This is a genomic window from Serratia sp. JSRIV006 (assembly GCF_019968685.1).
Lineage (GTDB): Bacteria > Pseudomonadota > Gammaproteobacteria > Enterobacterales > Enterobacteriaceae > Chania > Chania fonticola_B.
On sequence record NZ_CP074137.1, the window covers coordinates 2,533,711 to 2,559,742 of the forward strand.

30 protein-coding genes are annotated in these 26,032 nt (G+C 54.4%); 16 read left to right on the top strand and 14 right to left on the bottom strand.

Annotation, left to right across the window (positions count from 1 at the left end; genetic code table 11):
• The first annotated feature begins 33 nt into the window (after window positions 1–33).
• Window positions 34–417: a cell envelope integrity protein TolA gene (gene tolA / locus KGP16_RS11730; protein WP_021804654.1), complete on the top strand. Its 384-nt coding sequence runs from the start codon at window positions 34–36 to the stop codon at window positions 415–417.
• A gap of 245 nt (window positions 418–662) precedes the next feature.
• On the opposite strand, the gene KGP16_RS11735 is transcribed toward tolA, so the two are convergent.
• Window positions 663–824, bottom strand: coding sequence for a YnfU family zinc-binding protein (locus KGP16_RS11735; RefSeq protein ID WP_021178250.1), 162 nt, complete (start codon window positions 822–824; stop codon window positions 663–665).
• 538 nt (window positions 825–1,362) lie between these two features.
• Here KGP16_RS11735 and KGP16_RS11740 point away from each other — a divergent pair.
• Window positions 1,363–1,992: a LysE family translocator gene (locus KGP16_RS11740; RefSeq protein ID WP_021804652.1), complete on the top strand. Its 630-nt coding sequence runs from the start codon at window positions 1,363–1,365 to the stop codon at window positions 1,990–1,992.
• 57 nt (window positions 1,993–2,049) lie between these two features.
• Here KGP16_RS11740 and KGP16_RS11745 read toward each other — a convergent pair whose 3' ends face one another.
• The 5 genes from KGP16_RS11745 to puuD form a co-directional block, all read right to left on the bottom strand.
• Window positions 2,050–2,697 (bottom strand): winged helix-turn-helix domain-containing protein, encoded by a 648-nt coding sequence (locus KGP16_RS11745; protein WP_223501349.1) that lies wholly within the window; start codon window positions 2,695–2,697, stop codon window positions 2,050–2,052.
• A gap of 339 nt (window positions 2,698–3,036) precedes the next feature.
• Complete coding sequence (locus tag KGP16_RS11750; RefSeq protein WP_223501530.1) at window positions 3,037–4,317, bottom strand: FAD-binding oxidoreductase; 1,281 nt, start codon at window positions 4,315–4,317, stop codon at window positions 3,037–3,039.
• 10 nt (window positions 4,318–4,327) lie between these two features.
• The gene (gene puuC, locus KGP16_RS11755; protein ID WP_223501350.1) at window positions 4,328–5,824 is read right to left on the bottom strand and encodes an aldehyde dehydrogenase PuuC; all 1,497 of its coding nucleotides are present in this window, start codon (window positions 5,822–5,824) and stop codon (window positions 4,328–4,330) included.
• 15 nt (window positions 5,825–5,839) lie between these two features.
• Complete coding sequence (puuR, locus tag KGP16_RS11760) at window positions 5,840–6,397, bottom strand: HTH-type transcriptional regulator PuuR (protein ID WP_223501351.1); 558 nt, start codon at window positions 6,395–6,397, stop codon at window positions 5,840–5,842.
• Window positions 6,394–7,155 carry a gamma-glutamyl-gamma-aminobutyrate hydrolase gene (gene puuD / locus KGP16_RS11765; protein ID WP_021178244.1) on the bottom strand — a complete coding sequence of 254 codons (762 nt, stop codon included), beginning with the start codon at window positions 7,153–7,155 and terminating at the stop codon, window positions 6,394–6,396. Before puuD ends, puuR begins: the two co-directional genes overlap by 4 nt.
• Window positions 7,156–7,391: 236 nt before the next feature.
• Here puuD and KGP16_RS11770 point away from each other — a divergent pair, with 236 nt between their 5' ends.
• From KGP16_RS11770 to KGP16_RS11790, 5 genes are all read left to right on the top strand, one after another.
• Window positions 7,392–8,810: a glutamine synthetase family protein gene (locus KGP16_RS11770; protein WP_021804647.1), complete on the top strand. Its 1,419-nt coding sequence runs from the start codon at window positions 7,392–7,394 to the stop codon at window positions 8,808–8,810.
• Between the two features lie 127 nt (window positions 8,811–8,937).
• Complete coding sequence (locus tag KGP16_RS11775; protein WP_223501353.1) at window positions 8,938–10,308, top strand: APC family permease; 1,371 nt, start codon at window positions 8,938–8,940, stop codon at window positions 10,306–10,308.
• A gap of 92 nt (window positions 10,309–10,400) precedes the next feature.
• The gene (gene yddG, locus KGP16_RS11780; RefSeq protein ID WP_021804645.1) at window positions 10,401–11,294 is read left to right on the top strand and encodes an aromatic amino acid DMT transporter YddG; all 894 of its coding nucleotides are present in this window, start codon (window positions 10,401–10,403) and stop codon (window positions 11,292–11,294) included.
• An 85-nt stretch (window positions 11,295–11,379) separates the two neighbouring features.
• Window positions 11,380–11,652, top strand: a complete 273-nt coding sequence (locus tag KGP16_RS11785; protein WP_209554532.1) for a hypothetical protein — start codon at window positions 11,380–11,382, stop codon at window positions 11,650–11,652.
• A 393-nt stretch (window positions 11,653–12,045) separates the two neighbouring features.
• Window positions 12,046–12,924 (top strand): nucleoside-specific channel-forming protein Tsx, encoded by an 879-nt coding sequence (locus KGP16_RS11790; RefSeq protein WP_021804643.1) that lies wholly within the window; start codon window positions 12,046–12,048, stop codon window positions 12,922–12,924.
• 61 nt (window positions 12,925–12,985) lie between these two features.
• Here the strand turns inward: KGP16_RS11790 and KGP16_RS11795 are convergent, their stop codons facing one another.
• From KGP16_RS11795 to hutC, 5 genes are all read right to left on the bottom strand, one after another.
• Window positions 12,986–13,159, bottom strand: coding sequence for a hypothetical protein (locus KGP16_RS11795; RefSeq protein WP_021178238.1), 174 nt, complete (start codon window positions 13,157–13,159; stop codon window positions 12,986–12,988).
• A gap of 445 nt (window positions 13,160–13,604) precedes the next feature.
• Window positions 13,605–15,140 carry a serine hydrolase gene (locus KGP16_RS11800; protein ID WP_218519425.1) on the bottom strand — a complete coding sequence of 512 codons (1,536 nt, stop codon included), beginning with the start codon at window positions 15,138–15,140 and terminating at the stop codon, window positions 13,605–13,607.
• A gap of 347 nt (window positions 15,141–15,487) precedes the next feature.
• The gene (hutG, locus tag KGP16_RS11805) at window positions 15,488–16,285 is read right to left on the bottom strand and encodes an N-formylglutamate deformylase (protein WP_021804641.1); all 798 of its coding nucleotides are present in this window, start codon (window positions 16,283–16,285) and stop codon (window positions 15,488–15,490) included.
• Window positions 16,285–17,502, bottom strand: a complete 1,218-nt coding sequence (hutI, locus tag KGP16_RS11810; RefSeq protein WP_223501355.1) for an imidazolonepropionase — start codon at window positions 17,500–17,502, stop codon at window positions 16,285–16,287. The genes hutG and hutI overlap by 1 nt, the downstream gene beginning before the upstream one ends.
• A gap of 198 nt (window positions 17,503–17,700) precedes the next feature.
• The gene (gene hutC / locus KGP16_RS11815; RefSeq protein WP_021804639.1) at window positions 17,701–18,456 is read right to left on the bottom strand and encodes a histidine utilization repressor; all 756 of its coding nucleotides are present in this window, start codon (window positions 18,454–18,456) and stop codon (window positions 17,701–17,703) included.
• Between the two features lie 183 nt (window positions 18,457–18,639).
• Here hutC and KGP16_RS11820 point away from each other — a divergent pair, with 183 nt between their 5' ends.
• Entirely contained in the window at window positions 18,640–20,010 is a 1,371-nt protein-coding gene (locus tag KGP16_RS11820; RefSeq protein WP_223501359.1) for a formimidoylglutamate deiminase, read from the top strand.
• Window positions 20,010–20,582 carry a HutD family protein gene (locus KGP16_RS11825; RefSeq protein WP_021804637.1) on the top strand — a complete coding sequence of 191 codons (573 nt, stop codon included), beginning with the start codon at window positions 20,010–20,012 and terminating at the stop codon, window positions 20,580–20,582. Before KGP16_RS11820 ends, KGP16_RS11825 begins: the two co-directional genes overlap by 1 nt.
• Window positions 20,583–20,733: 151 nt before the next feature.
• Here the strand turns inward: KGP16_RS11825 and KGP16_RS11830 are convergent, their stop codons facing one another.
• Window positions 20,734–20,943: a hypothetical protein gene (locus KGP16_RS11830; protein ID WP_223501360.1), complete on the bottom strand. Its 210-nt coding sequence runs from the start codon at window positions 20,941–20,943 to the stop codon at window positions 20,734–20,736.
• 172 nt (window positions 20,944–21,115) lie between these two features.
• Between KGP16_RS11830 and KGP16_RS11835 the strand changes: the two genes are divergently transcribed.
• On the top strand, window positions 21,116–21,304 hold the full coding sequence (locus tag KGP16_RS11835) for a hypothetical protein (protein ID WP_223501361.1): 189 nt from the start codon (window positions 21,116–21,118) through the stop codon (window positions 21,302–21,304).
• On the opposite strand, the gene yniD is transcribed toward KGP16_RS11835, so the two are convergent.
• Entirely contained in the window at window positions 21,301–21,408 is a 108-nt protein-coding gene (yniD, locus tag KGP16_RS11840; RefSeq protein ID WP_223499378.1) for a small membrane protein YniD, read from the bottom strand. The genes KGP16_RS11835 and yniD overlap by 4 nt on opposite strands.
• Window positions 21,409–21,746: 338 nt before the next feature.
• Here yniD and KGP16_RS11845 point away from each other — a divergent pair, with 338 nt between their 5' ends.
• Complete coding sequence (locus KGP16_RS11845; protein WP_021804633.1) at window positions 21,747–22,133, top strand: ASCH domain-containing protein; 387 nt, start codon at window positions 21,747–21,749, stop codon at window positions 22,131–22,133.
• Window positions 22,134–22,136: 3 nt separating this feature from the next.
• Window positions 22,137–22,742, top strand: a complete 606-nt coding sequence (locus KGP16_RS11850; RefSeq protein ID WP_223501362.1) for a hypothetical protein — start codon at window positions 22,137–22,139, stop codon at window positions 22,740–22,742.
• A 53-nt stretch (window positions 22,743–22,795) separates the two neighbouring features.
• On the opposite strand, the gene KGP16_RS11855 is transcribed toward KGP16_RS11850, so the two are convergent.
• Window positions 22,796–23,044: a DUF1480 family protein gene (locus tag KGP16_RS11855; protein ID WP_021178226.1), complete on the bottom strand. Its 249-nt coding sequence runs from the start codon at window positions 23,042–23,044 to the stop codon at window positions 22,796–22,798.
• Window positions 23,045–23,552: 508 nt separating this feature from the next.
• Between KGP16_RS11855 and KGP16_RS11860 the strand changes: the two genes are divergently transcribed.
• From KGP16_RS11860 to KGP16_RS11875, 4 genes are all read left to right on the top strand, one after another.
• On the top strand, window positions 23,553–24,098 hold the full coding sequence (locus KGP16_RS11860) for a spore coat U domain-containing protein (RefSeq protein ID WP_021804630.1): 546 nt from the start codon (window positions 23,553–23,555) through the stop codon (window positions 24,096–24,098).
• Between the two features lie 63 nt (window positions 24,099–24,161).
• Window positions 24,162–24,680 carry a spore coat U domain-containing protein gene (locus KGP16_RS11865; protein ID WP_021804629.1) on the top strand — a complete coding sequence of 173 codons (519 nt, stop codon included), beginning with the start codon at window positions 24,162–24,164 and terminating at the stop codon, window positions 24,678–24,680.
• An 11-nt stretch (window positions 24,681–24,691) separates the two neighbouring features.
• Window positions 24,692–25,216 (top strand): spore coat U domain-containing protein, encoded by a 525-nt coding sequence (locus KGP16_RS11870; protein ID WP_059200598.1) that lies wholly within the window; start codon window positions 24,692–24,694, stop codon window positions 25,214–25,216.
• A gap of 18 nt (window positions 25,217–25,234) precedes the next feature.
• Window positions 25,235–26,032 carry a molecular chaperone gene (locus KGP16_RS11875; protein WP_094981819.1) on the top strand — a complete coding sequence of 266 codons (798 nt, stop codon included), beginning with the start codon at window positions 25,235–25,237 and terminating at the stop codon, window positions 26,030–26,032.

Consider the following 26,032-nt stretch of genomic DNA (forward strand, 5'->3'; position numbering starts at 1 on the left):
CATTTAATGCAAACATTAAAAAGGAATTTAGACATGAAAAAACTTGCCTCTGTTTGTCTACTCAGCCTGTTGTTTGCCTCGGCCTGTAGCCCTCACAAAAGCACCAGCACAAAACCCATCGAGCTAAAGCCAGCAGAGGTGGCACCGTTCGTTGATAAACCGACCAGATACGTACGTGAGATTCAGGCAGCCATTCAAAGAAAGTTTTTTATCGAGGATGACTATCGCGGTAAAACCTGTGAAATCAACATCAAGATGTCTAAAGATGGGAAGGTATATGGCGTACAGGGCAATGGCTATCCTGCGCTCTGTGAAGCTGCGATAAAAGCCATCAAAAATGCTGACATTCCTGCGCCGTATGACGACGAAACTTACCAGCAATTCAAACAAGCAGTGCTTTTATTCCAACCGAGTTGAGCGTCAGAGGCTGGGAGTTCATACTCACGGTGTAAGCCACACTGGAAATCTCGGGATAAATTCCTAAATGAAGAGGGTGGGCATTACCCACTCACTATACATGGATATAATGGCCGTGTTTGCCATATCCATTCAAACAACGTTCCGAAGTCCCATGTGGTCTTTGCCGCGATCGAGCCCATTGATAGCGGTTTTTTGCAGCCACTCCCGCCTATCTCAGCCGACGCAGTTCGTTCCTGGCACTCTCAATCTTCGCGTTTACGGAAATAATGTCCGCAGTGGGGGCAGATCAGCGTGACGTTTTTTTTCACCTTGCTGCGATTTTGCGGCGAACTTTTTGCGCATTCAGGGCAGGTGACATCAACGGGGGCGTCACCGAATAGCTTAAAAGCATCAAAGAAAGACATCTTTTTCACCGGGTAGAGGTAGGAGGAGTTCAGTGTACCTTTATCGCTCGGTGATAGCTCCACATAGATTGGTAAACCACTGGTAGAGACGTAGCTAGCCGCGCGCTAAAAAGGGAGTAACAAGTGGGGTGAAGGGGCGAGGGGGAAGAAAAAAGCCCCGCAAAAAATGAGGGGCAAACACAACAACACCAGGGAAATCATTGATGATTAATCTGCTATTACTATATGTTTTTTGAGACGAGAGTTCATCAATAAATTGCTGCATTATTGCAACATTATAGTTAATTAATTTGTATGCATTTGGCTTTATTCATACGTTTTGTGAATTTGTTCGCTATTTGTGAGCAATAAGTCCGCATGCTGGTTGTTTTTTGTTGAATTGATGGCTTGGGGGATGGTTTCTTGCTCCATCACTCCGTTCCGGACAGAATGTGACTTGAATCACATCGGGCAGATCCCCTATATTCCCCACCCATAACGAAGTTGTCGTGCTGCGATGCAGCGGCGCAGAGAGTTTTACATTTGTCCGGAGTTGTTGATGGAGTTAACTACGCTTTTGCTTTACGTGATTGCCGTCAGTGCGGTGATGGTGACGCCTGGCCCGTCCATGCTGTTGGCGCTAAACAATGGTGCAATCCACGGTATGCGTATTGCCAGTTACGGTTTCCTGGGGGCGGTATTGGCCGATCTGTTGCTGATCGGCGCCGTCGGTTGCGGACTTGGGGCGTTGTTGCAGGCCTCTGAGCAGTTGTTTGCCGTGGTGAAATGGGGTGGTGCGTTATATCTGGTCTACCTGGCCTGGGTGCTGTGGCGAGCGCCGGTAAAGGCGTTGGCGGTAAACGCTAGCGCCGCCGCTGCGACCGGGAAAACGGCATTCCTGCGTTCCCTGATGGTCGGTTTGTCCAACCCTAAGGGTCTGCTGTTTTTCTCGGCCTTTCTGCCGCAGTTTATTCAGCCAGAAAAGCCGATCGCTATGCAATACCTGATCCTGGCATTGGTCAGCGCGATGATCGACTGCGTGATGATGACGATCTATGCCTACGGCGGCCGCCATGCGATGCGTAAATTCTCGGCGAACGTGATGCGCTGGGTAAACCGTAGCTGTGCTGGCATGCTTGGCGTATTGGCCGTAGGTGTTGCGCTTTATCGGCGTAGCGATGTGAGCTAGAGCCTATCGGTTAAATCAGCGGGCGCAGCATACTGCGCCGCTACTTGGCGAGAATGTCTAGAGTTTCAGGGAGCTTACCAGCTCCCTTTTTAATAGGTGACTGCCTGTGTTAGCAAAAGAGGACAGCTTAGGCATATGACCTACTGACGGATCTGCAGTTAACTCGCAGCCCGGACTGTTCCACGTCATAGCGGTATAGTTCGCATCTGATTGGTAGTAGTGCTGGTAGATATGAAATATATGCACCACGGTAGTCACCGTTAATATAATCACCAGCGCAATTAAAACGTAAGTGATTTTAATTTTGCTCAGAAAATTCTTTTTCTCTTTACGAGGTAATTCAGGCTCGCCCTGATTAATTGCGATCTCTTCAATGGCGACATCACTAGCTATTCTTAACCCTACTTTTGGTATGGTTTCTATGATGTTTTTATCAATACCCATGCTCTTGATGATCCGCCGTAGCGTGCTCAGGCATTGATTGAGATTATTATTGCTGGCCTGTAGACCGTAATCATCCCACACTTTTTGCAGAAGCACTTCTCTCTCAACAATTTCTCCTTTATTTTTAATAAGAAAGGAGAAAAGTCGAGCTGCAGATGAGGAAATGGTGACGATTTCTTCCTGAAGTTCCTGATGATAAAAACCGACGCTATTCGGGCAGAAAAGGACATCTCCTTCGATGAGATATTGAGGCTTTGTCATGCTGATTCACTCCATGTCAGACAGTGTAATTAACTTAATTAACGTTAATCCTAAGTCTTATAATATTGTTTTTTTGTCGGTAGAGCAACAAAGAAGCAATATAAAATATAGTGTAACCAGCAAATTTCAGTTTAAAATCCGCTCTATTTCGTAACGGCAGTTATTAATATTAAGTAAATGGCCTGTAAAATATTAACCGGTATTTAATAAAAATTTAGATCGCTAACTTACTGATAATTTTGCTAAACAAAGGTTCTAACTAGTCCGACCTCTAAGAATCAGCCTAGTTAGAAAAATGTATCAATTTAAGTAACAGATTTGTGCGGAGGCAGCGATGAATTAAACCCCAATTCGATCGCGCAGAGTGTAGTAGGCAGCACCAATGGCGGTGAAGGGGATTTGCAGGTTACGGCCGCCAAAGAACGGCAGGTGCGGCAGTTTGGCAAAGGCGTCAAAACGTTCGGCATCGCCACGCATCAGCTCTGCTATCAGCTTGCCCGCCAGATGGGTGCAGGTCACGCCGTGCCCGCTGTAGCCTTGCATGTAGTAGACATTGTTTTCCAACCGACCAAACTGCGGCATGCGCGACAGCGTCAGCAAGAAATTGCCGGTCCAGCGGTAATCAATACGTACGCCTTTCAGCTGCGGGAAAGTTTTCAGCAGCTTGGGGCGGATCAGGTTATCGATATCATCAGGATCGCGGGCGCCATAGACCACACCACCGCCGTACAGCAGCCGGTTATCGCCGGTTAAACGGTAATAATCCAACAGGTAATTGCAATCTTCCACGCAATAGTTTTGTGGGATCAGTGAGGCTGCCACTTCTGGAGCCAAGGGCTCGGTGGTGACCACTTGAGTCCCGCACGGCATACTACGTTTGGCCAGCCTTGGCTCCAGTTTATCGCCTAGATAGGCGTTCCCGGCCACGATCACGTAACGAGCGGTGACTTGGCCGTTGGCGGTGCTGACCACCGCAGGTTCTCCATGACGGATATTGGTGACTGCGGATTGTTCGAATATCCGTCCTCCTTGCAGGCGAATGGCCTCGGCCTCGCCTAACGCCAGGTTGAGCGGATGGATATGGCCGCCGCTGTGATCGAGTAACGCGCCAACATAACGATCGCTGCTGACCTCCTGGCGGATACGGTCGGCATCCAGCAGTTCAAGTTGCGTATTGCCGTAACGCTCCCAGTGCTGTTTTTGTTCGATCAGCGCGTGGTACTGTTTATTGTTCAGCGCGGCGAAGATCCCGCCGGGGCGATAGTCACAGTCAATGGCATAGCGCTTGATACGGCTGCGGATAATCTCTGCGCCTTCAAACATCATGCTACCCAGCAACTTGGCGCTTTCTGCACCGTAACGGCTTTCGATCACGTCGATGTCGCGGCTGTAGGAGTTGACCAGTTGGCCACCGTTGCGGCCGCTGGCACCAAAGCCGATGCGGGCTGACTCCAGCAGCACCACGTTATAACCGGCTTCGACCAGAAACAGCGCCGATGACAGGCCGGTGTAGCCGCCCCCCACGATACAGACGTCACAGTCGATCGATTCATTCAACTGCGGATAAGGCTGATGGTCATTGGCCGTTGCCGCATAGTAGCTTTTTACGTGTTCAGTCATCATCAATTCCTTATTCCAGTGAAATCCAGGTGGTTTTCAGTTCGGTAAATTTATCCAGCGCATGCAGCGATTTATCGCGGCCGTTACCGCTTTGCTTGTAGCCGCCGAACGGTACGGTCATATCGCCGTCGTTGTAGTTGTTGACGAACACGGTGCCCGCTTTCAACCGGCGAGCCATGCGGTGTGCCCGTGACAGATCGCGAGTCCAGACGGCTGCACCCAACCCATATTCACTATCGTTGGCCAATGCGAGTGCCTGTTGCTCACCGTTGAAGGTCGTGACGGCCAAGACAGGGCCAAAAATCTCCTCCCGCGCGACGTGCATCGCGTTATCCACCTGAGTGAGGATGGTAGGGCCGAGATAGCCTTGATGACCGCCTTGCGGATGAGCTCGCCCATCAAGGAACAGCGAGGCTCCCTGGCTCAAACCCTGTTCGATATAGCTGGTGACTTTTTCACAGTGCTGTTGGTCGATCAGCGTACCCATCAGCGTTTGGGGATCGAGCGGGTTGCCCGGTGCGAAGGCCGCTGCATGCCGCTGCAATGCTTGTAAAAAGGCCTGCTGAATACTTTCCTCTACCAGCAGGCGCGTACCGGCAATGCACACCTGGCCCTGGTTATAGAAGATCCCGGCCGCCGCGCCTTGTGCCGCCTTATCCAGGTCCGGGCAGTCGGCGAAGATAATGTTGGCGCTCTTGCCACCGGCCTCCAGCCACACGCGTTTCATGTTGGATTCACCGGCGTACGTCATCAACTGCTTGGCCACCTGGGTGGAGCCGGTAAAGGCGAGGGCATCAACGTCGTTATGCAGAGCCAACGCCTTGCCCGCATCGTGGCCGAAACCAGGAATAATGTTCAGGACGCCATCGGGTAATCCTGCCTGCTGTGCCAAAGCGCCTAGATAAACCGCGGTGAGCGGTGATTTTTCCGAGGGTTTAAGCACTACGCTGTTACCGGCCACCAGCGCCGGGCCTAACTTCCAGCAGGCTAACAGCAGCGGAAAGTTCCACGGCACGATGGCACCCACCACGCCGATGGGTTCCCGCTGGATCAGGGCGAGCGCATCATTGCCGGTTGGGGCTATTTCGCCATACACCTTGTCGATGGCTTCGGCGTACCAGCGGATACAGCGGATCGCCCCTGGAATATCGTCGCGCAGGCTGTGGCGGATAGGCTTGCCGGTATCCAGCGTTTCCAGCAGCGCCAGCTCTTCACTGTGTTGTTCCATCAAGCTGGCGAGTTTGAACAACGTCGCTTTGCGTTTGGCGGGGGAGGCTTGTGACCAGTCGCCGCGTTCAAACACCTCGCGAGCCGCCTTGACGGCCAAATCGATATCAATGTGGCTGCCACGGGCCATCTGTACCAGTTCACGAGCCCCGGCAGGATCCTGAATGCTAAAGGTTTCCCCTTCTGCCGCCGGGAGGTAGCGGCCATTGATAAACAGCCGGTTTTCAATCTTCAGGGCCTGTGCCCGTTGTTGCCAATATTCCAGGTGGTGGAAGTCCATACCTTGCTCCGTTAATCAGAATGTCGTCGGCGTATGTGCGCTGATAATTCGGCAAATGCGCGCCGAGGTGTTGCTGAAACTATGGGGGATCGCGGTGTTGATGGCGTAGCTCTGGCCTGCCTGTAGGTGAAAGCTTTGCCCGTTGACCTGCAGCATCACTTCGCCTTCCAGCAGGGTGCCAATCTCTTCCCCCTGATGTTTGAGCCGTTCACCGGTGGTGGTGCCCGGATCGTAGGTTTCGATCATCATTGCCAGGGTGCGGTTGGGATCGCCGTTGTGGATCAGCTTCATCGAAACCCCCTGGCTGCCGATTTCGATCAGATGGTCATGGTCGATCACGATCTGCGGCTCATTCGGCTGTTCCGGTTCGGTAAAGAAAGCCGATAGCGACAGCCCATATACAGTCAGCAGCTTTTGCAGCGTACTGATGGCCGGGCTGACCTTGTCCTGTTCAATGGTGCTGATGGCGCTGTGCGTCAAGCCAGACAGTTCGGCTACCCGGCGCTGTGATAGCCCTAACTGCTGGCGGATCTGCGACAAGCGTTTCCCCGGAGCCAAGCTGACGTCGCTCATAGGCGTTTTTCCTTCTGATAGTGCTGACAGGCGTTAATAAATCCTTCGAACAGCAGACGGGACAGGGCGTATTCATCGCTGTTCCATTCAGGATGCCACTGCACCCCTAAGGCAAAGGGCTGATCGCGAATGCTGAGGGCTTCCACCAGGCCGTCGGCGGCATAGGCTTCAACACGCACGCTTGGGCCGAGGGTTTTGGCTCCTTGGCCGTGCAGGGAATTCACCCAGAATCGGTGGCAATCCGGCAGCAACTGCGCCAGCAATCCTCCGTCTTGCACGGTAACTTCATGAGCCGGGGCATATTGCTGCTCCAGCGGCAGATCGTGATCTTCACGGTGCTCGAGTAGCTCGGGTTGTTCATATAAACGACGGTGTAGCGTACCTTGCGTCGCGACCACCAGCTCTTGCATACCGCGGCAAATGGCGAAAAGGGGGATGCGCCTGCTCAGTGCCTGGCCGATCAGCGCCAGGCTCAATTCATCGCGCCCAGGATCGGCGTCAGGCTCATCGCCGTTTTCACCATAAAGGTGCGGCTGCACATTACTGGGGCTACCCGGCAGCAGGATGCCGTCGAGGTGGGGCAGCAACTCTGCCAGCATTTCCGGCTCTGCCAGCGCGTGCGGCAGGGCGATCGGTAATCCTCCGGCAGCTAACACTGCATTTAGGTACTTTTCTTGCAAGGTCTGGGTGAGGTGCTGGTTTAACCTATACCTGCACATCACGACGCCGACGATTGGTCTGTTAAATATATTGCCCATGCTATCCCCTACAGGTTGTTCGAAATTATGACCGATAAGCCGTTTAATCGCCTTTTTTGTTCAATATTCACTAAATCTAGCAGTCGAATGGCCAATATTCAAACCAAAATTAACACTTGCAAAACATTTTTGTTGCATCTATGTTTCATTGGTGGACATTATATTGAGCAAGATGGTCAAAACATCGAAGCCAGTAAGTGTGAGAACCACAGACCAAACATAACGGCGGGTGAAACATGCAAACCAACATCGTAGAAGTCGAAAACTTTGTGCAACATAATGAAGAAAGGCGAAGTAGCACGTTCCAGCGCGAAGTGAAGAAGTATCTGGAACGTTATCCGTTAACCCAGCATATCGACGTGCTGCTGACCGATCTCAACGGCAGCTTCCGCGGCAAGCGCATTCCGGTGAGCGGGTTGGGTAAACTGGAGAAGGGCTGTTACTTCCCAGCCTCGGTGTTCGCGATGGATATTCTTGGCAACGTGGTGGAAGAGGCGGGTTTGGGGCAGGACATGGGTGAGCCGGACCATATTTGTGTGCCGGTAGCCGGAACCCTGACGCCATCGGCGGCCGATCCGCAATATCTGGGCCAGGTACTGCTCACCATGCTGGATGAAGATGGTACTCCCTTTGACGTTGAACCGCGCAATGTGCTGAACCGAGTGTGGCAGCGTTTGCGTCAGCGCGGGTTATTCCCCGTAGTAGCGGTAGAGTTGGAGTTCTATCTCATCGATCGCCAACGCGATCCGGAAGGTTATTTGCAACCCCCTTGCGCCCCCGGCACCCAGGAGCGTAACACCCAGAGCCAGGTCTATTCGGTAGATAACCTCAACCACTTTGCCGACGTGCTGAGCGAAATCGACGAACTGGCTCGCCTGCAAGGGCTCCCGGCCGACGGTGCGGTAGCGGAAGCGTCACCGGGCCAGTTTGAGGTTAATCTACATCACACCAATGATGTATTGCAGGCCTGTGACCATGCCCTGGCGTTAAAGCGGCTGGTACGCATGGTGGCAGAGAAACACCATATGCATGCAACCTTCATGGCTAAGCCTTACGAGGAACATGCGGGCAGCGGTATGCATGTGCATATCAGCATGCTGGACAAGCAGGGTAACAACGTCTTTGCCGATGCGGATGGCGAAGACTCCGCGTTGTTGAAGCAGGCGCTGGCTGGCATGATCGCCTTGATGCCTGCCTCTATGGCGCTGCTGGCTCCTAACGTTAATGCTTACCGCCGCTTCCAGGCGGGGATGTACGTTCCTACCCAGGCATCCTGGGGCCATAACAACCGCACCGTAGCGTTACGTATTCCCTGTGGCGATCGCGACAGCCACCGCGTGGAGTATCGCGTGGCGGGTGCCGATGCCAACCCTTATCTGGTGATGGCAACCATTCTGGCCGGGATTGTCTACGGCCTCGACACTCAGTTACCGCTGCTTGAGCCAGTCACCGGCAACGGGCTGGAGCAAGAGGGGTTACCTTTCCCGATCCGCCAGAGCGATGCGCTGTATGAGTTCGAACACCAGCCGGTGCTCAATGCGCTGCTGGGCGAACGTTTCAGCCACGTCTATCTGGCCTGTAAGACCGATGAGCTGCAGCAGTTTGAGCGGCTGATCACCGAAACCGAAATCGAGTGGATGCTGAAAAACGCCTGACGTCCTCAGCCCGATCCTACCGCGCGCCGGCGCATTCCCGCGGGCTACCTGTGGCCTGGCGAAGCCGTGCGCGACGGTGATGACTTCTTCCAACTTGGCGTACAGGACGCCGGTGAGGAATAACCCAATGACGATAAGTGCCATCGACGATAATGGCGCGGGCAAACCGCAACTGCGCAAGACATTGAAACTGTGGCAAGTGGTGATGATGGGCCTGGCCTATCTGACGCCAATGACGGTGTTTGACACCTTCGGTATCGTTTCTGGCGTGACAGACGGGCACGTTCCGGCGTCCTACCTGTTGGCATTGGCCGGGGTGCTGTTTACCGCCATCAGCTATGGCAAGCTGGTGCGCCAGTTCCCGACTTCGGGCTCGGCTTACACCTACGCGCAAAAGGCTATCAACCCGCACGTGGGGTTCCTCGTTGGCTGGTCATCGCTGCTGGATTACCTGTTTTTGCCGATGATCAATACGCTATTGGCCAAAATTTATCTTACGGCCCTGTTCCCAGAGGTTCCGCCGTGGGTCTGGGTGGTAGGCTTTGTGATCCTGATCACCGCGATCAATCTGAAAAGCGTCAGTCTGGTGGCAAACTTCAACACCCTGTTTGTGGTGGCGCAGGTGGCGATTATCGTGGTGTTTCTCTTCCTGGTGGTACGGGGGTTGCACAATGGCGAAGGGGTTGGCCAGGTGTGGAGTCTGCAACCCTTTATCAGTGAAAACGCCCATTTATTGCCGATTATTACCGGCGCCACCATCCTGTGCTTTTCGTTTCTGGGTTTTGACGCCGTCACTACGCTGTGTGAAGAAACGCCCGATGCCGCCCGTGTGATCCCGCGCGCTATCTTCCTTACTGCACTCTATGGTGGGGTGATCTTTATCACCGTGTCGTTCTTTATTCAGCTGTTCTTCCCGACGCTGGAGCGTTTCAAACAGCCTGATGCGGCACTGCCGGAAATCGCGCTGTATGTGGGCGGCAAGCTGTTCCAGTCGATCTTCCTGTGCATCACCTTTATCAACACCCTGGCTTCTGGCCTGGCTTCCCATGCCAGCGTGTCCAGGCTGCTGTATGTGATGGGGCGCGACAATGTGTTCCCGGAAAAATTCTTTGGTTACGTGCATCCTAAATGGCGCACGCCAGCGCTTAACGTGCTGCTGGTTGGTCTGGTGGCGTTATCGGCATTATCCTTCGACTTGGTGACGGCGACCGCCCTGATCAACTTTGGCGCGCTGGTGGCCTTTACCTTCGTCAACCTTTCGGTGATCAGCCACTTCTATATTCGACAAGGGCGCAACAAGAGCTGGAAAGACCGCTTCCATTACCTGATCCTGCCGCTGGTGGGTGCGTTGACGGTAGGGATCTTGTGGCTGAACCTGGAAAAAAGCTCCCTGACCATGGGGCTGCTGTGGGCGGCGCTCGGGTTTGGCTATCTAGCCTATCTTACCCGTCGTTTCCGCCAGCCGCCGCCGCAGTTGGAGCGCCAACCTCAGCAGTAAAGGCATGGGCGCAGCGTTGCGCCCTTTCTTTTTCCCTGGTAGGGCAGTAGAGTAAAAAATCGTATAAAAATAACCAATTGGATCCTACGCTAATGCCTCCGTTGTCTGCTTCCCATAAAGCTACCTTGCTCGGCCTGCTGGCCATTGTGTTATGGAGCAGCGTGGTTGGCCTGATCCGCAGCGTCAGCGAAGGGTTGGGGGCGGTCGGCGGGGCGGCGATGATCTATAGCGTGGGCACGCTGTTTCTGCTGGGGGTGATGGGCATTCCCAAGCTGCGCGAGTTCCGCCGTTCCTATCTGATCCTCGGCAGTCTGCTGTTTGTGCTGTATGAGATTTGCCTCTCGCTGTCGCTGGGCTATGCCAACAACCGTATGCAGGCCATTGAGCTGGGGATGATCAACTACCTTTGGCCCTGTTTTACCGTGTTGATGGCCATTCTGTTCAATGGGCAAAAGGCCAAATGGTGGGTGGTGCCTGGTTTGTTACTTTCCCTGTTCGGGATTGGCTGGATCATGAGTGGCAGCGGCGGTTGGTCACCGGCACAAATGCTGGCCAACGTGCGCAGTAATCCGTTGAGTTACGGGCTGGCATTCAGCGGTGCGGTGATTTGGGCCATCTATTGCAACGTGACCAAGAGGATCGCCCAGGGCAAAAACGCGGTAGTGCTGTTTATCTCGCTGACCGCGCTGGCGCTGTGGCTGATTTATCCTTTCAGTAATGAAAGCGGCATGCACTTTAGCCTGCCGGTTGTGGTGGCGTTGCTGTGCGTGGGGACGGCGATGGGGGCTGGCTATGCCGCTTGGAACGTCGGGATCCTGCATGGCAATATGACGCTGCTGGCGACCGTATCTTACTTTACCCCGGTATTGTCATCGGTGTTTGCCGCCGTGGTACTTAGCACCGCGCTGACCCTCAACTTCTGGCAAGGGGTGATGATGGTCACGCTAGGATCGCTGATTTGCTGGCGGGCCACCCGCGCCGACTGAGGCCTATTTTTTACCTGCGCAGGCGGCAGAATAATGAATTTCGAGCTAATCTCAAGGTAAGTGTTCTGCCAGAAGGAACGGGAAAATGAGAAAAGATATTCAATTTATTCAGCAGCCAGCGCTAAATGGCCATAGTTTCAGCACCGGCGATATCGTTCGTCTAACCACCGCTAACCTGCCGCATGAATACCAGTTGGATGTGATGATCCTGCGCCGTGACGATAAGCTGATCTACGGCTCGGTAGTCGTGGCCTCGCCGAAAGTCGATATCCCGGTCAGCCAATGGGAAATTGCCACGGGGGATGAGGTGGTATTCCGGCAAGAGAACATTGCCAAGGCCGTACCCGGAGCCCGCTGAAAAAACCAACCTGTTCGCCCTATAAAGGGGGGCCGTATCCTGCGCCCGCCTGCCACTAAGCCGACATAAGCGTCGGCTTTTTTACGCGCTTTTTAACCCCAGGTTAAAATTTGGTGTTGTACACCAAGACACCAAAAATCGTCATTTGAAACTTATCGACATGATGAAAATCACATCAAAAATGTTTTGTACTGCAATTTATTTTAAAAAATGAGAACGCAATCGATTACGCGATGGTAAAATGCCTGACTGGATCACAGATTATTACAGTGAGAGCTTTCTATAATGCGCACGGCTAACGGCAATAGGTAACCGTTCGTTTACAGCAGGCGTCGCCAGACACATATCATTCCAACGGGCAGGGAATTGGCCCACTCAGCATGTGGTAATAAAATGAAGAAAATAGCTCTCGCAGCAGGTGTGCTTCTTTCCGCGTCTTTCAGCCCCGCTTCCATGGCGGCAGAAAGCAAAGACAGCCAGTATCTTTCAGACTGGTGGCATCAGAGTGTCAACGTAGTAGGCAGCTACCATACCCGCTTCGGGCCGCAGCTGAACAATGACGTGTATCTGGAGTATGAAGCCTTTGCCAAGAAAGACTGGCTGGATTTCTATGGCTACGTGGATGTGCCAAAGTTCTTCGGCACTGGTAACACGCCAAACCGTGGTATCTGGGATAAAGGTTCACCGCTGTTTATGGAGATCGAACCGCGCTTCTCCATCGACAAACTGACCGGCACCAACCTGGGCTTTGGGCCGTTCAAAGAGTGGTATTTTGCCAACAACTACATTTACGACATGGGGCGTAACAACGCCTCCCGTCAAAGCACCTGGTATATGGGCCTAGGCACCGATATCGAAACCGGTCTGCCGATGAGCCTGTCGATGAACATTTATGCCAAATACCAATGGCAGAACTATGGTGCATCCAACGAGAACAGCTGGGACGGCTATCGCTTCAAGGTGAAATATTTTGTGCCGTTGACCGAAATGTGGGGCGGCAACCTGAGCTATATCGGTTTCACCAACTTTGACTTTGATTCCGATCTGGGCAGCGACAACTTCGTGGTGGATGGCCGTCAGGCACGTACCAGCAACTCTATCGCCTCCAGCCACATTTTGGCGCTGAACTACGATCACTGGCATTACTCCTTCGTGGCACGTTACTTCCATAACGGTGGTCAATGGAATGATGGGGTGGACATCGGTACGCCGCAGGGGCCAATCAAGTCTACCGGCTGGGGTTACTACCTGGTTGCCGGTTATAACTTCTGATTTTTCGTGGTATCAGAAACAGGAAACCCCGCGTTGGCGGGGTTTTTTTTCATCATTATGGCTAACTTTCCGCGGGTAAATGTTTAACCGGCATAACCAATTTACCCTTGATAACGTAGCACTCATTGTCGATCCACTTGAGGATTTGCTCACGGCTGACACCTTCAAATTGCGCATAGCGATAAATATCACCATTGAAGTGCAGCTGGATGTACTCCATCAACGTCATGTGCATGGTTATAACTCCTAAACGCCCAGAAATAGCGGTTTCGCCACGCTGAGTGGTTGAGCTTTTCAAGGCCTAAAGGTAAATTATTCGCAACAAAACAGCAACAAAAAAGACTAAAAAGTGGCGTTATAGTAGTGAAAAGTAGTAAAAGAAATCCCGCACGGGACGGCGGGAAATTGAGTAGTATCATTTATCGATGACATAAGATGGGTTTTGAGGTGCAACGAAAAAGAGCAGGTTTACTCATTTCTGTGGCCGACTAAAATTACTGGATGGCTTATTTTGCCGCAAGAAAAATCTACGGCATTTACTCGGATATCATGAGTAGTTTTGCGCGTGAACAATTTTTTGCCTGATAGCCACGACCTGTTTTTTAATAATTGGTGTGAATGATATGTCGGGCTGATAGGCGGGCGCAGCATGCAGCGCCCCGTCATGGCACGGCGAGCCTTTACGCTCGGGCGCAGATGTTCTTTTTGAACGTGAGTACACGGCTGCGGCTGGCGATCAGATCGACCTGGTAACCGCGGAAATACAGACAAAACCGATTCAGGTTGGGCCCATCGTTGCTTTCAACCAATATCCTCCCATCCCCCAGCGAACTTAGGGTGCCGGTTTGCACCGCCGGGCCGACCCCAATGTGGATCTGGTTGCCGCAAATTTCAAACGCGGTGCGGTATTGTGGATGATACCAGTGCCCTTGAACCTGCTTGAGACAAACCGTTTCGCTAGCGACCGGCAGAAAGCGGCGTGCAACGTGGCCAACTTCACCTTCTATGGCTTCACCTGTCCACTTAAGGCGCATTGGCTGATGGGCCGAGAGCGATACTGCATAACCGTCTTCACTTTGATACAGCGGTTCGTTGGAGCCCAGATAGGCCACGTTGCCCCCTTTAACTTCCAACCAATAGGGTTCCGCCCGGGTGGCGTAGATGCCATCTGGGATCGCCGTGCTACGTTGGGGCAGCGGTTCGTTCAACAGCGCCGCCATCACCTGTAAAATGATGGCAAAGCTGTCACAATCTTCACGGTTGGCGACCAGCAGGGCACCTGCTTGCCGGTCAGGCGCTAGCAGAAAATAGGTCTTATAACCGGCATGAGAACCGCCATGGCCGAGCAATATCTGGCTGCCAAGCGGCGTTTGCGCCAGCCCTAGTCCGTAACGGCTGACTTGGCCCTGGCTGAGCCGACGCGGGGCACTTAGCTGCGTCAGGACCCCTTTGCCAGGGCCGTTATTGGCCAGCAGGCATTGCAACCAGCGGGTGAGGGCGTTGGCGCTCCCTGTCAGGCTGCCAGAGGCGGAGAGATGCAAGCCGGCGCTGGTCTGTTGCCAACCATTGGCCGTATGCCAATAGCCGGGAGCTAGCCCAGACACCACATCAAACCAGCTTTCGGGGGCTTGTAGCTGTACGTCCAGAGGGCGGGCCAGATGCTGCTGAACCAGATCATCAAAAGCGTACCCTTTAGTCTTCAGCGCCGCTTCTACCAGGCGGTAGCCGGTATTGGTGTAGGTGATCTCACTGCCTACCGGGTAGTTGAGCCGGGTTAAACCATGGATAAACTCCATTACTGGCTGGGCCTCACTGACGGTGTTGACCGAGACGCCAAGCAGCCCCAGCGTTTGCCGAATATCGGGTAGCCCGCTGGTCATGTCCAAAGCCTGGCCAACCGTCACCTCCGCCAATTGTCCCTGCAATTCGGGCAGTAGACTGCCAAGGCGATCGTCAAGCTGCAGAGCGTTATCGGTGGCATTAAGCGCCAGCGCGGCAAAAATATGTTTGGTGATGGAGGCATAGCGCACCACGGTATCAGCAGTGAAAGGATCGCGGCGTGCCAGATCGGCCAGCCCAGCACACACCACTGCCTGGGTGTTATCAGTGTCAAACAGGGTGATAGCCCCACCGGGTTGGCCTGCGGTTTGCCAGCCTGCCAACAGTTGAGCGGCGGTTGCCTGTGCGGCGCGCCAGTTTAGCGGGGTGTCAGACATAGTTTCCTCCTGAGATAACGAACGCCACACATCACCGTGGCCGACTACACACGAGTGTCTACCACAGCCACGATAGAGACGTGGATGGCGGGTAAGGCAAGGGTGGTCTTTCAATCCCTGATCTCTGGCCAGCAACGGGTGGGCATGGGATGAAAGAGGCCCAATTGTGGCGCAAGGCAAAAGTCACGGGCCGCTGTTTTGTGCGCTGTTCAGACCAGTGGGCAACCTTTCCATCAAAATTGGGATGCAGTGCTCAAATCGTCATGGAAGGGTATGAAAGACAGGAGGGGATATCGGTGAGGGCAAGGTTGACTCCGGCGCGATAGCGGCACCGGAGTTGTGGCGGATTAGCGTTGTTGCTCGCCCCAGGCCAGCATGCTTTCTATCATCTGCTGCAACAGGCGTTGTAAAGGTGCGGCACGGGCGGCATCAAACTCAAATGTCTGCTCGGACATATAGTTCACCTGCGCCAGCTCCAGTTGCACCGCGTGCTGGTTTTCCTGCGGTTGACCATAGGCACGGGTAATGTAGCCCCCTTTAAAGCGCCCGTTGAGCACGTGGCTGAACTGCTGTTGTTGCTGACAACAGGTGACCAGCCTGTCACTCAGTGAGGAAGGGCAGCTTTCTCCCCCGTTGGTGCCCAGGTTGAGATCGGGTAGCTTGCCGTCGAACAGGCGCGGTATCACGGAGGCGATCGAGTGGGCGTCAAACAGTAAGGCGTAACCGTGTTGGGCTTTTAGCCGTGTCAGCTCATTCTGTAGTTGCTGATGGTAGGGCTGCCAGATGTTCTGCAGGTATCCGGCCCGTTCTTCGTCCGAAGGGGCGGCGTCTGGCAGAAAACTGGGGCGGCCATCGAACAACACATCCGGAAACAGACCGGTGGTGGCGGTAGTGTAGAGCGGTTTGTCATCTGCCGGCCGGTTGAGGTCAATCACCAGGCGCGAATAGTTACCCACCAGGATGCTGGCACCCATGGCACGGGCAAAATCGTAAAGCCGTGGAATATGCCAGTCGGTGTCTTGCAGGGGGCGGGCCTCATCGGTGAGCCCTTTCTCAACCGCTGGCGTCAAGCGGGTGCCAGCATGGGGAATACTGATCAACAGCGGCAGTTGGCCGCTCTGGAACTCGAAAGGATCGCAAATCATTAACGGACTTCTCCTCGGAAAATCACCGTGCAGGGCAGTTGGCCGCCCAACCAGTAAGCCAGCTCTGCCGGGCGTGCCAGCGGCCAGTGAACAAAATCGGCCACTTTGCCCACTTCCAGCGAGCCGTGGGTTTCCTGCAGGCCCAAAGCCTTGGCGGCATGCAGCGTGACGCCTGCCAGCGCTTCTTCCGGCGTTAGGCGGAACAGGGTGCAGGCCATATTAATCATCAGACGCAGCGATAGTGCGGGTGAGGTGCCAGGGTTGGCATCACTGGCAATGGCCATCTTGACGCCGTGTTTGCGGAACAGCTCAACCGGTGGGCACTGCGTTTCTCGTAACAAGTAGTAGGCCCCCGGTAACAGTACCGCCACGGTTCCGGCCGCTGCCATCGCCATTGCATCTTGTTCGGTGGCATATTCCAGGTGATCGGCGGAAAGGGCATGATGCCGTGCCGCCAATGTGCTGCCACCCAGAGCCGAAAGCTGCTCCGCGTGCAGTTTCACCGGCAGGCCAGCTTGTTCTGCGGCTGCGAAAACCCTCTCAACCTGCTCAGGGGAGAAGGCCAGATGTTCGCAAAACGCGTCTACTGCATCTGCCAGACCTGCTGCTGCGGCTTCAGGGATGATGGTATTGCACACCAGATCGATATAGTCGTCGCTGCGTCCGGCATATTCCGGTGGCAGGGCATGAGCGGCCAGGCAGGTGGTTTTCACTTCGACAGGTAATATTTCTGCCAGACGACGTGCGACACGTAGCATTTTCAATTCGCTTGCCAGCGTTAAGCCGTAGCCGGATTTGATTTCTACGCAGGTGACACCCTCTGCCAGCAATGGCCGCAGGCGGAACAAGGCTTGTTCCAGCAACAACTCTTCTTGTGCATCGCGCGTGGCCTTGACCGTGGAGATAATCCCTCCGCCCTGAGCGGCAATCTCTGCGTAGCTTACCCCGTTTAGTCGTTGTTCAAACTCACCACTGCGGTTACCGCCAAACACCAGGTGCGTGTGGCAATCCACCAGGCCAGGGGTGATGATGCCACCGTCAAGCTTCACCGTTTTGGTCGCGGCCAAGGCTGGCATGGCGGCCTGTTCACCCATCCAGACAATCTTGCCTGCGCGTACGGCGATCGCCCCTTTGCTGATGATGTGATACTTGCCGTCACGCATGGTGACGATATCGGCCCCGTGCCACAGGCTGTCGCAGTGGATCTCAGACGTCATGGTGTTCCCGCTCCCACATGGTTGTATATACAATTAAAAACAACCTAGCGCATTCGCCGGGCTGCGACAAGAGAGGGGATAAATATTTGTTACCGAGATGTGATGAAACGCGAAAAAGGCAGGGTTTAGCGGTACCGGAAACGGCACTAGGGGCGCTGCACATGAACTGCGCCCCCTGGGTAGCACGCTCTGTCCAACTTAAACCTGATTGATAAAACGGCCAAACAGCTGATAGCGGCTGCCTGGATAGAGCAGGCGCGCAGAAGTCACCACCATTTTGCCAGACCAGGTGCGACGATGGATCAGCAGGCCCGGCTCGTGGTCTTCCAATTGCAGCAGTTCGCGCTCCTGCTTGGTTGGCACCACGGCTTCGACAATATGTTCACCTGCAGTCAGCGGAGCGGACTGGGTCAGGTAAATATAGGGCGTAACCCGATCGAAATCCTGCTTCATATAATCTGGGGCCGCCAGCGGGTTGACGCAGCGATCTTCCACCTGCACCGGCACGTCATTTTCATAATGCACAATCTGCGAGTAAAACAGCTGCTGGCCCGGCGGGATCCCCAATGCCGTCGCCTCCTCTGCGCTGGCCGGGCGGGCGGTCAGCTGCAAAATTTTACTGCTGTGGCGGTGCCCTCGGGCGGCGATCTCATCGGCAATATTATGTACTTCCAGCAACGCGGTGTGTGCCTTGGCCTCGGCCACGAAGGTGCCAACGCCCTGCATGCGGATCAAAAAGCCCTCGCTGGTCAATTCACGCAAGGCCCGGTTGATGGTCATGCGGCTGACGCCCAGCTCGCTGACCAGTTCACTTTCCGAGGGAACGCGTTGGTGCGGCTGCCAGTGGCCCGCACGGATTTGGCTTACGATGGCCTGTTTGACCCGTTGATAGATCGGGGCGGGGGTTTCGCTCATTGCTGCAGCCAGCTGCAACACGGTCTGTTGATCTACCACGACGTTAACCTCGTCAAATAAAAAAATAATAACACCAGTTTACTGTTGATGTTGAAGATATGTATATGTATATACAAGTAAGCGTCCGTTCACCAGATGAATGAAACTGGTTTACAAATTTTTTACCTGCGCGGCGTGACAGTCGTGCGTTCTTAGCCGTTACACCTACTTTGGAATACTGCTATGCCTGCTTATTTTGCCTCTCGCGCACTGCTTCCGACCGGTTGGGCCCATAACGTACGGCTTGAAGTCGATGCTCACGGCCAATTGGCCCAAGTGACCCCCAATACTGACTCAGACGGCTGCCTGCGTCTGCACGGCGACGTGGTGCCGGGCATGCCGAACCTGCACTCTCATGCCTTCCAGCGCGCGATGGCGGGGCTGGCGGAAGTCGCGGGCAACCCACAAGACAGCTTCTGGACCTGGCGCGATCTGATGTATCGCCTGGTTCAGCGCTTAACCCCGGAGCAGGTTGGGGTTATCGCCCGTCAACTGTATATCGAAATGCTCAAGGGCGGCTACACCCAGGTTGCCGAGTTCCATTATCTGCATCACACACCGGAAGGAAAAGCTTACGCCGACCGGGGCGAGATGACAGGTCGCCTCAGTGAGGCAGCGCTTCAGGCAGGCATTGGCATGACCCTGTTGCCGGTGCTTTACAGCTACGCCGGGTTTGGTGCTCAGCCTGCGCAAGCGGGGCAACGGCGCTTTATTCAGAGTGCGGAGAGCTACCTCGAACAGCAACAGGTGATAGCCCGCCAACTGGCAGGCCAGCCATTGCAGAATCAGGGGTTATGTTTCCATTCGCTGAGGGCGGTTGAACTGGGGCAGATGCAGCAGATCCTGGCGGCCTCTGACCAGGCCTTGCCGGTACATATTCATATCGCCGAGCAGCAAAAAGAGGTCAACGACTGCCTGGCCTGGAGCGGTCAACGCCCGGTGGCCTGGCTGTATGAACATTTGCCGGTGGATAGCCGCTGGTGTCTGGTGCATGCCACTCATCTGGATCGTGAGGAGCTTGAGCAACTGGCTCGCAGCAAAGCAGTGGCCGGATTATGCCCGACTACTGAGGCGAATCTGGGTGACGGCATTTTCCCAGGTGACAGTTATTTGCACCACCAGGGGCGCTGGGGGATCGGTTCGGACAGCCACGTTTCCCTAAACGTGGTGGAAGAGTTACGCTGGTTTGAGTATGGGCAGCGGCTGCGCGATCAGCGCCGTAACCGCCTGACCACGCCAGAGCAACCCGCTGTGGCAGACGTGCTTTATCAACAGGCATTACGGGGCGGTGCTCAGGCCTGTGGTACGGCAATTGGCAAGCTGGCGGTAGGCTATCGTGCGGACTGGTTGGTGCTGGATGGTGACGACCCGTATCTGGCATCTGCGCCTGATGCCTCTATCCTCAACCGCTGGCTGTTTGCCGGGGGCAAAGAGCAGATCCGCGACGTATTTGTTGCTGGCCGGCAGGTGATTGAGCAGGGACGTCACGCGTTGCAACAGCAAAGCAGCGCTGAGTTCCTACAGGTGCTGAAAACGTTCCAACAGGAGGCGTGATGAAACTGAACCGTTTCGATTTTGCCGAGCTGCCGGTGAGCCCTTGGCGTAATGGCGGCGGAGAAACTCGCGAAATTACCTGCCAACCGCCGGGCAACACCGAATTCGGCTGGCGTGCCAGCATTGCTACCATCGCGCAGAATGGGCCTTTCTCGGCCTTTAACGGCATTGACCGGTCCATCACTTTGCTGGAAGGCGATGGCGTACATTTGTTCAGCGAAGGCCTGATCGATCACCGGTTGCAGCGCATCGGTGAGCCGTTTGCTTTCTCTGGGGATGTGGCGCTAGAGGCCAGATTATTAGGCGGCAGCAGCCAGGACTTCAACATCATGACGCGGCGTGGTCACTACCAGGCGCAGGTGCAACGCATTGCTGAAACCATCGGGCTATCGCTACAGCATGCCGGTGTGTTGTATGTGCTGCGAGGGCAATGGCAGTTGCCAGACGGCAAGTTGCTGGCCGCACGACAGGGTTGCTGGTGGCTACCAGGGGATGGCCCGCTAAGGCTGGTGGCTCAGGGCAATGATGCGCGGGCCTTATGGGCCGATATCGTGCCTGCCACGCTGTTATAGGGGGCTGTAGGCCGAGCCTGCGCATTCTTTGTCACCAATCTGGACTATTCCGATTACTCTGCCAGGGCTGACGTGAGAATATAACACCAAGAGAGGCCGGGCTTGCATACCTTGGGCTCTTACAGGATCGCCAACCATTTCGGTTGGCGATTCACTTTCCCTTTTTCAGCATGTTGATCGCTGCACCGATCAGGATGCGCTGCTCGATATCGTGGCTTTCCGCCAGATGCTGCGCCAACTGCCTGGACAGGCTCTCCACCGACAATTCCTCGCCTCGATGACGCAACTGCATCACGCTGTCGCCAATCAATCGGGCAACCTCATCCCATACTGGTTTGATCTCCTGTTCCGAGAACTTCATCGCCAACCTCGGCTGGGTGATTTTTGCTCAATGTAGCAGTTGCCAACCGGCTACGCCAGCCGTCAGGCCATAGAGAAAATAAAACCGGAAGTATAAAAATCATCCCATCAGTGTTTCTTCTGGTTTTTATATTCAATACTGGATTGGTCAAATCAACGAGAGGGGCGCAACCATGAAACTGGTCGAACAATTAGCGGCTTATTATCAACTTAGCCGAGATGCCGAAGTGAAAAACCGCTGGTGTCGTTGGTGGCTACCACAGGGGGAGGCCCGCATCGCCTATTTGCGTGAGCTGTTGGAGCCAGTGGCCAAAGCGTCTCCTACCCGAACGGGAGAGGCGGTTAACAAAATGCAGGATTAGCCGAAGACGATAGCTGCCCAGCGCAATAGCAGCAGGGCCAGACAGATCAGCACCAGGATCACAAACATTTTCCAGTGTTTGGTACGCATACGCTTGGTTGGCAATTCGGGGTTCCTTATTTTTCTTTAGACGCAGAGATACCAACTACCCAGAGCGATGAGGATGATGGCTATAACTGTGATGACTTTCAGTAAATCACTGAAGGTGTCATCGGGATCTTGCTCTGCCTGGTTCATTTTATTGCCCTGGCAGGTTGGCTGCCATTGAGGACGTGTTGATGCACAGTATGAATGCTGCACTGCGATACGCACAGAACTTTACCGTAAAGTCAGGTAAAAAGCAGGGGCTGCGAGCCGGTGCGGCAACGTGATGGATGCAGACGTGAGGGAATACGGTGTAATATTGCCTGAGCACCTGTGACTCAATCAATAAAGGTAAAGCAATGGCCATTCCTGAAAAGTATGAAAATGTAGAACGTTGGGCGTTTGGTGATACCGAACAGCAGGCGGATGAGTTGGTGAAACTGGTGCTGGATGGCGTCAAGACCGCCACCTGCTCCAATCTGGATGGCGAAGGTATTCCGCAGCCTGGCGATGTCTTTGTGGTGGTGGACGGCAAGAATGAGCCGGTGTGCGCCATTGAGCTGACGAAGGTGGATATGAGCACCTATGAGCAAGTGGATGCTGCTCATGCTCTGGCTGAGGGGGAAGGCGATCGCTCGCTGGATTACTGGCGCAAAGAGCACAAACGCTTCTTCGAAGAGTATGAACTGTTCTCACCGGATATGACGCTGGTGTTGATGCATTTCAAGGTTATCGAAAAGTTCTGAGTGATGTCTCAGCCTGAAGTGCCCTACGTGTGCCAATGGGCGACGCCAGAGCTGGCTGCCGATCTGATTGCCGGGCGTGCCACGTTGGCGGATGATGCCAATTGGGTGCAGAGCGGGGCGGCCAGCCAGGCGGAATATGTTGAGTGGGCCAACCACGTGTGCGGCATGGCCTGTCTGAAAATGGTGCTGACGCACCGGGATGGCACGGCGCCGCCCTTGCTGGAGCTGGCACGCCGCAGCATGCCTTACGGGGCCTATGTGCGCGACGGCGAACGGATCAAGGGGCTGATTTATGCGCCCTTTGTGGTGTTTGTGCGTGAACAGTTTGCGCTAACGGCAGAGGTGCGAGTCAATCTCGATGAAAGTCAGTTGCCGCAGTTGCTGGAGCAACACCGCTATTTTATCGCCTCGGTGCATCCGAGTATCCGGCAGCCAGCGGCACAGCCGCCAGCGCGGGGTGGGCATCTAGTGTTGGTGTTCGCTGCAGATCGGCATAGCGTTACCTTTCATAATCCTTCCGGTGATAGCCTTGTCAGTCGCCAGAAGGTGACAATGTCACTGGCAGATTTTGGCCGTTTCTTTGCCGGGCGCGGTATCGCCATCGCATAAAACAACGTGCCGTGCCCAATGGGAACACGGCGCGTCTTTTCTCCTGAACCTCTCTACTCCAGCCGCATCACCCAGGCATCCGCATGTCGATCGTAATGCTGTTTGTACAGCAGCGACTGTTGGCCATCCAGCATAGCCGGAATACTGGTGTGCTCGTCCCAACCGTCTAGCTGCATGCACAGGTCGGGGTCCGATTTGCAGGGGATCGCCAGGGTGCTTTTCCCTTCGGCGTGTTCAGATGCTGGCGTTAAATGCGCGTCATCAACCTCGAAGCTGCCTATTTTCACGACGGTTTTGCCCATTGGAACTCCTTGCTGAAAGTAGTGGTATGAGGTGTGACCAGTTGTGACCACCCAATAAGCATAGACAAACAGGCGAAGAAGTCACAAAAAAAGTAGCCATTGGTCCGCGGGACGCTGCCGTGGCACTAGACCCAACCATCAATGCTTACTTAATAGTCACGATAAATATTAACGTTCCTCACTATCGCACTCCTTAACCATTTTAAAGTCGAGCTATAGCGCGCTTTTCTGGAGTAAAGTTTGTTAATAACATGGAAAATGGTTTTTTATTCTTATTTCATTCAAGGCAGATAAATTCCGCTTAAGCTAAATTTATTAATCTATATTTAACCACGATAGCCTATTTCATCAGGTTGTTACCGTCAGGGTTCCCTTGCAAAAAAAACAGAACCCGGCTTGAGCGTCGTCCTTTGGCAGTTTTTGGCAGTGCGTGAGTCCACCAGAGAATTTCCATACGCAACCTGGTTGCATGAATACACATCGGTGTAAGTTGTTATTGGGAGTTATCATGGGCGAAAAAAAACGTTTATTACTGGCCTTGTTGGCTGCTGCAACCTTGACGTTGGCTTCTGGTGTGCAGGCGGCGGGGACCTTGACAGGGCAAGTCGGTATTCAGTTGACGATCGGTAGCGGCTGTACCGTGGGTAATGGCGGCGCGACTGGCGGCACCAACCAATGGGGGACCTTGAACTTTGGCAGTTACTCCGATCTGACCAGCGTAATCAACGGTACGGTGTTTGGTGCCAATGGCTCCAGCGCGGTCACCATCACCTGCAGCAACGGCCTTAGCCCGACGCTGTCGCTCAATGGCGGTCTGGCGGCAACGGGCGGGCTGCGCGCCATGAGTTCCGGCGGCGACACCATTCCTTATCGCCTCTATTCTGATAGTGCACGTACCACGGAAATCGCCATTAATACGCCGATTGCTTTAACGACGGGCACCACGGCGCAAAACATCCCGATTTATGGCCGCGTATTACCTGGCGACCAACTCAGCACCACACCAACCGCAGGGACTTACAACGATACCGTAGTCGCCACGCTTTCCTGGTAAGGCTGTTATTCCGCCGGGGGCGAATCAGCCCCTGGCTGGTTTTCTATACGGGAAGGAATGAGCATGGGGATCAGGGTATTGCTGCTGTTGCCAGCGATCTTGTCGCAGTCTTTGCTGCTCAACATTTCCTTAGGCCAGGCGGCGACGATCGGTATTGCGGCTACGTTGCTGCCCGCCTGTGAAGCGGGAACAACGACGTCTGGCAATACCAGTTTTGGCACGATGAATTTCGGCAATTTTGCCGCTGTGAACACAGTGATCAACGCGACCAGCGCCCAGTTGGCCGGCTCAATCCGTGTCAAATGCGTCAGTGGTCTGAGTTATAAAATCTTGCTGGATGGGGGCAGCAGCGGCGTGGTTACGAATCGCAAAATGGTAAATACCACCAATAGCTCGGCTAGCGTGTTGTACAACCTTTACACCAACCAACCTGGGGGAACGATTTGGGATAACACCACCGGGTTGAGTGACACTGGCAACGGAGCCGATCAATGGCACACCGTCTATGGCCGTGTTCCGGCGCAAACCACACCGGCAGCCGGTATTTATCTGGATACGGTGAATGTCACCGTGTCCTGGTAGCGGGGGCATTGATGCGCCATGTCTCCTTGCTCATGCTGCCGTTGATGATGTGCGGTGCGCTACGTGCTGCCACGCCAACTACCACCACCTTTACCGTGACGGCAACCCTGACCAACGGCTGTGCTTTTGGCAGCTCGTTTTCCAGCCCCACATCCAACCTCGGCACCATCAATTTTGGCACCATGACGACCCTTGCCAGTAATGTCGATACCGTGAGCACCGCCGGTGCCGGTTCGGTGGTGGTGACCTGTACGCCGGGAGCGACTGTCAGCATAGCCATGGATTACGGCATCCACGGGGGCAGCGCTACCCGGCGTTTTATGCAAAACAGCGCCAATAGCGACACGCTGGGTTATCAGCTGTTTCGCGATGCCAACCGTAGTCAGGTCTGGGGCAATGGCGCATTGGTGATGTCTATCCCCAGTTTTCCCAGCACCACACAAACTTACCCGGTTTATGCCCGGTTATACGCCGTGACCACACTGCCTTCGGCAGGCACTTATACCGATACGGTCACCGTAACATTAACTTATTGAATCATCAGGATATGAGCCATGTCTACCTTGTTTACCCGTATGATCAGCGCTGTAGTACTGAGTTACACCCTGTGTGCTTCAATCACGGCACAAGCCGCCAGCTCGGTGCTGGTCTGGCCGGTGTATCAAATCATTGAGTCCGATCAGAACGGTTCCGCCTTATGGCTGGAAAATCGCGGGGCAGAACCCGTTTCTCTACAGGTGCGGGTGCTGGCGTGGAAACAGGAAAATTTTAACGAGCGCTATGCCGATCAGAATAACGTGGTCGCCAGCCCACCTTTTGCCACCGTACCACCGGGGCAACGCCAACTGATCAGGCTGATCCGCAATACGCCGGTACCGGCCAATACCGAGCAGGCCTACCGCATCATCGTTGATGAAATCCCGTCGCCGATCAACGGCGCTGCCGGGGGGCAAAGTAAGGCGGTGGTCGGGCTGCAGTTACAGATGCGCTATCTGCTGCCGCTGTTTATGGATGGTGGCGGCTTATGGACCAACGAACGTAGCGATATCAAACGTGATGCCGCCACGGCGACGCGCCCAGTGTTGCAATGGCATACGGTCAATGACGGCGGAAAAACCTATTTGCAGGTGCGTAATAGCGGCATTGTGCATGCGCGGCTGAGTAATGTGTTCTGGTCAGAGAAAGGCAACCAACAGCAGGGCGTGAAAACCATGATCGCGGGTTTTATGGGCTACGTCTTGCCTGGGCAGTCGATGCGCTGGCCGGTTCCTGCCGGGGTTAGCCCTGGTGCGCAACTCAATGCGCAAATTGCCGATAACACCAAACCCATCGTCATTCCACGCGGCGAATAG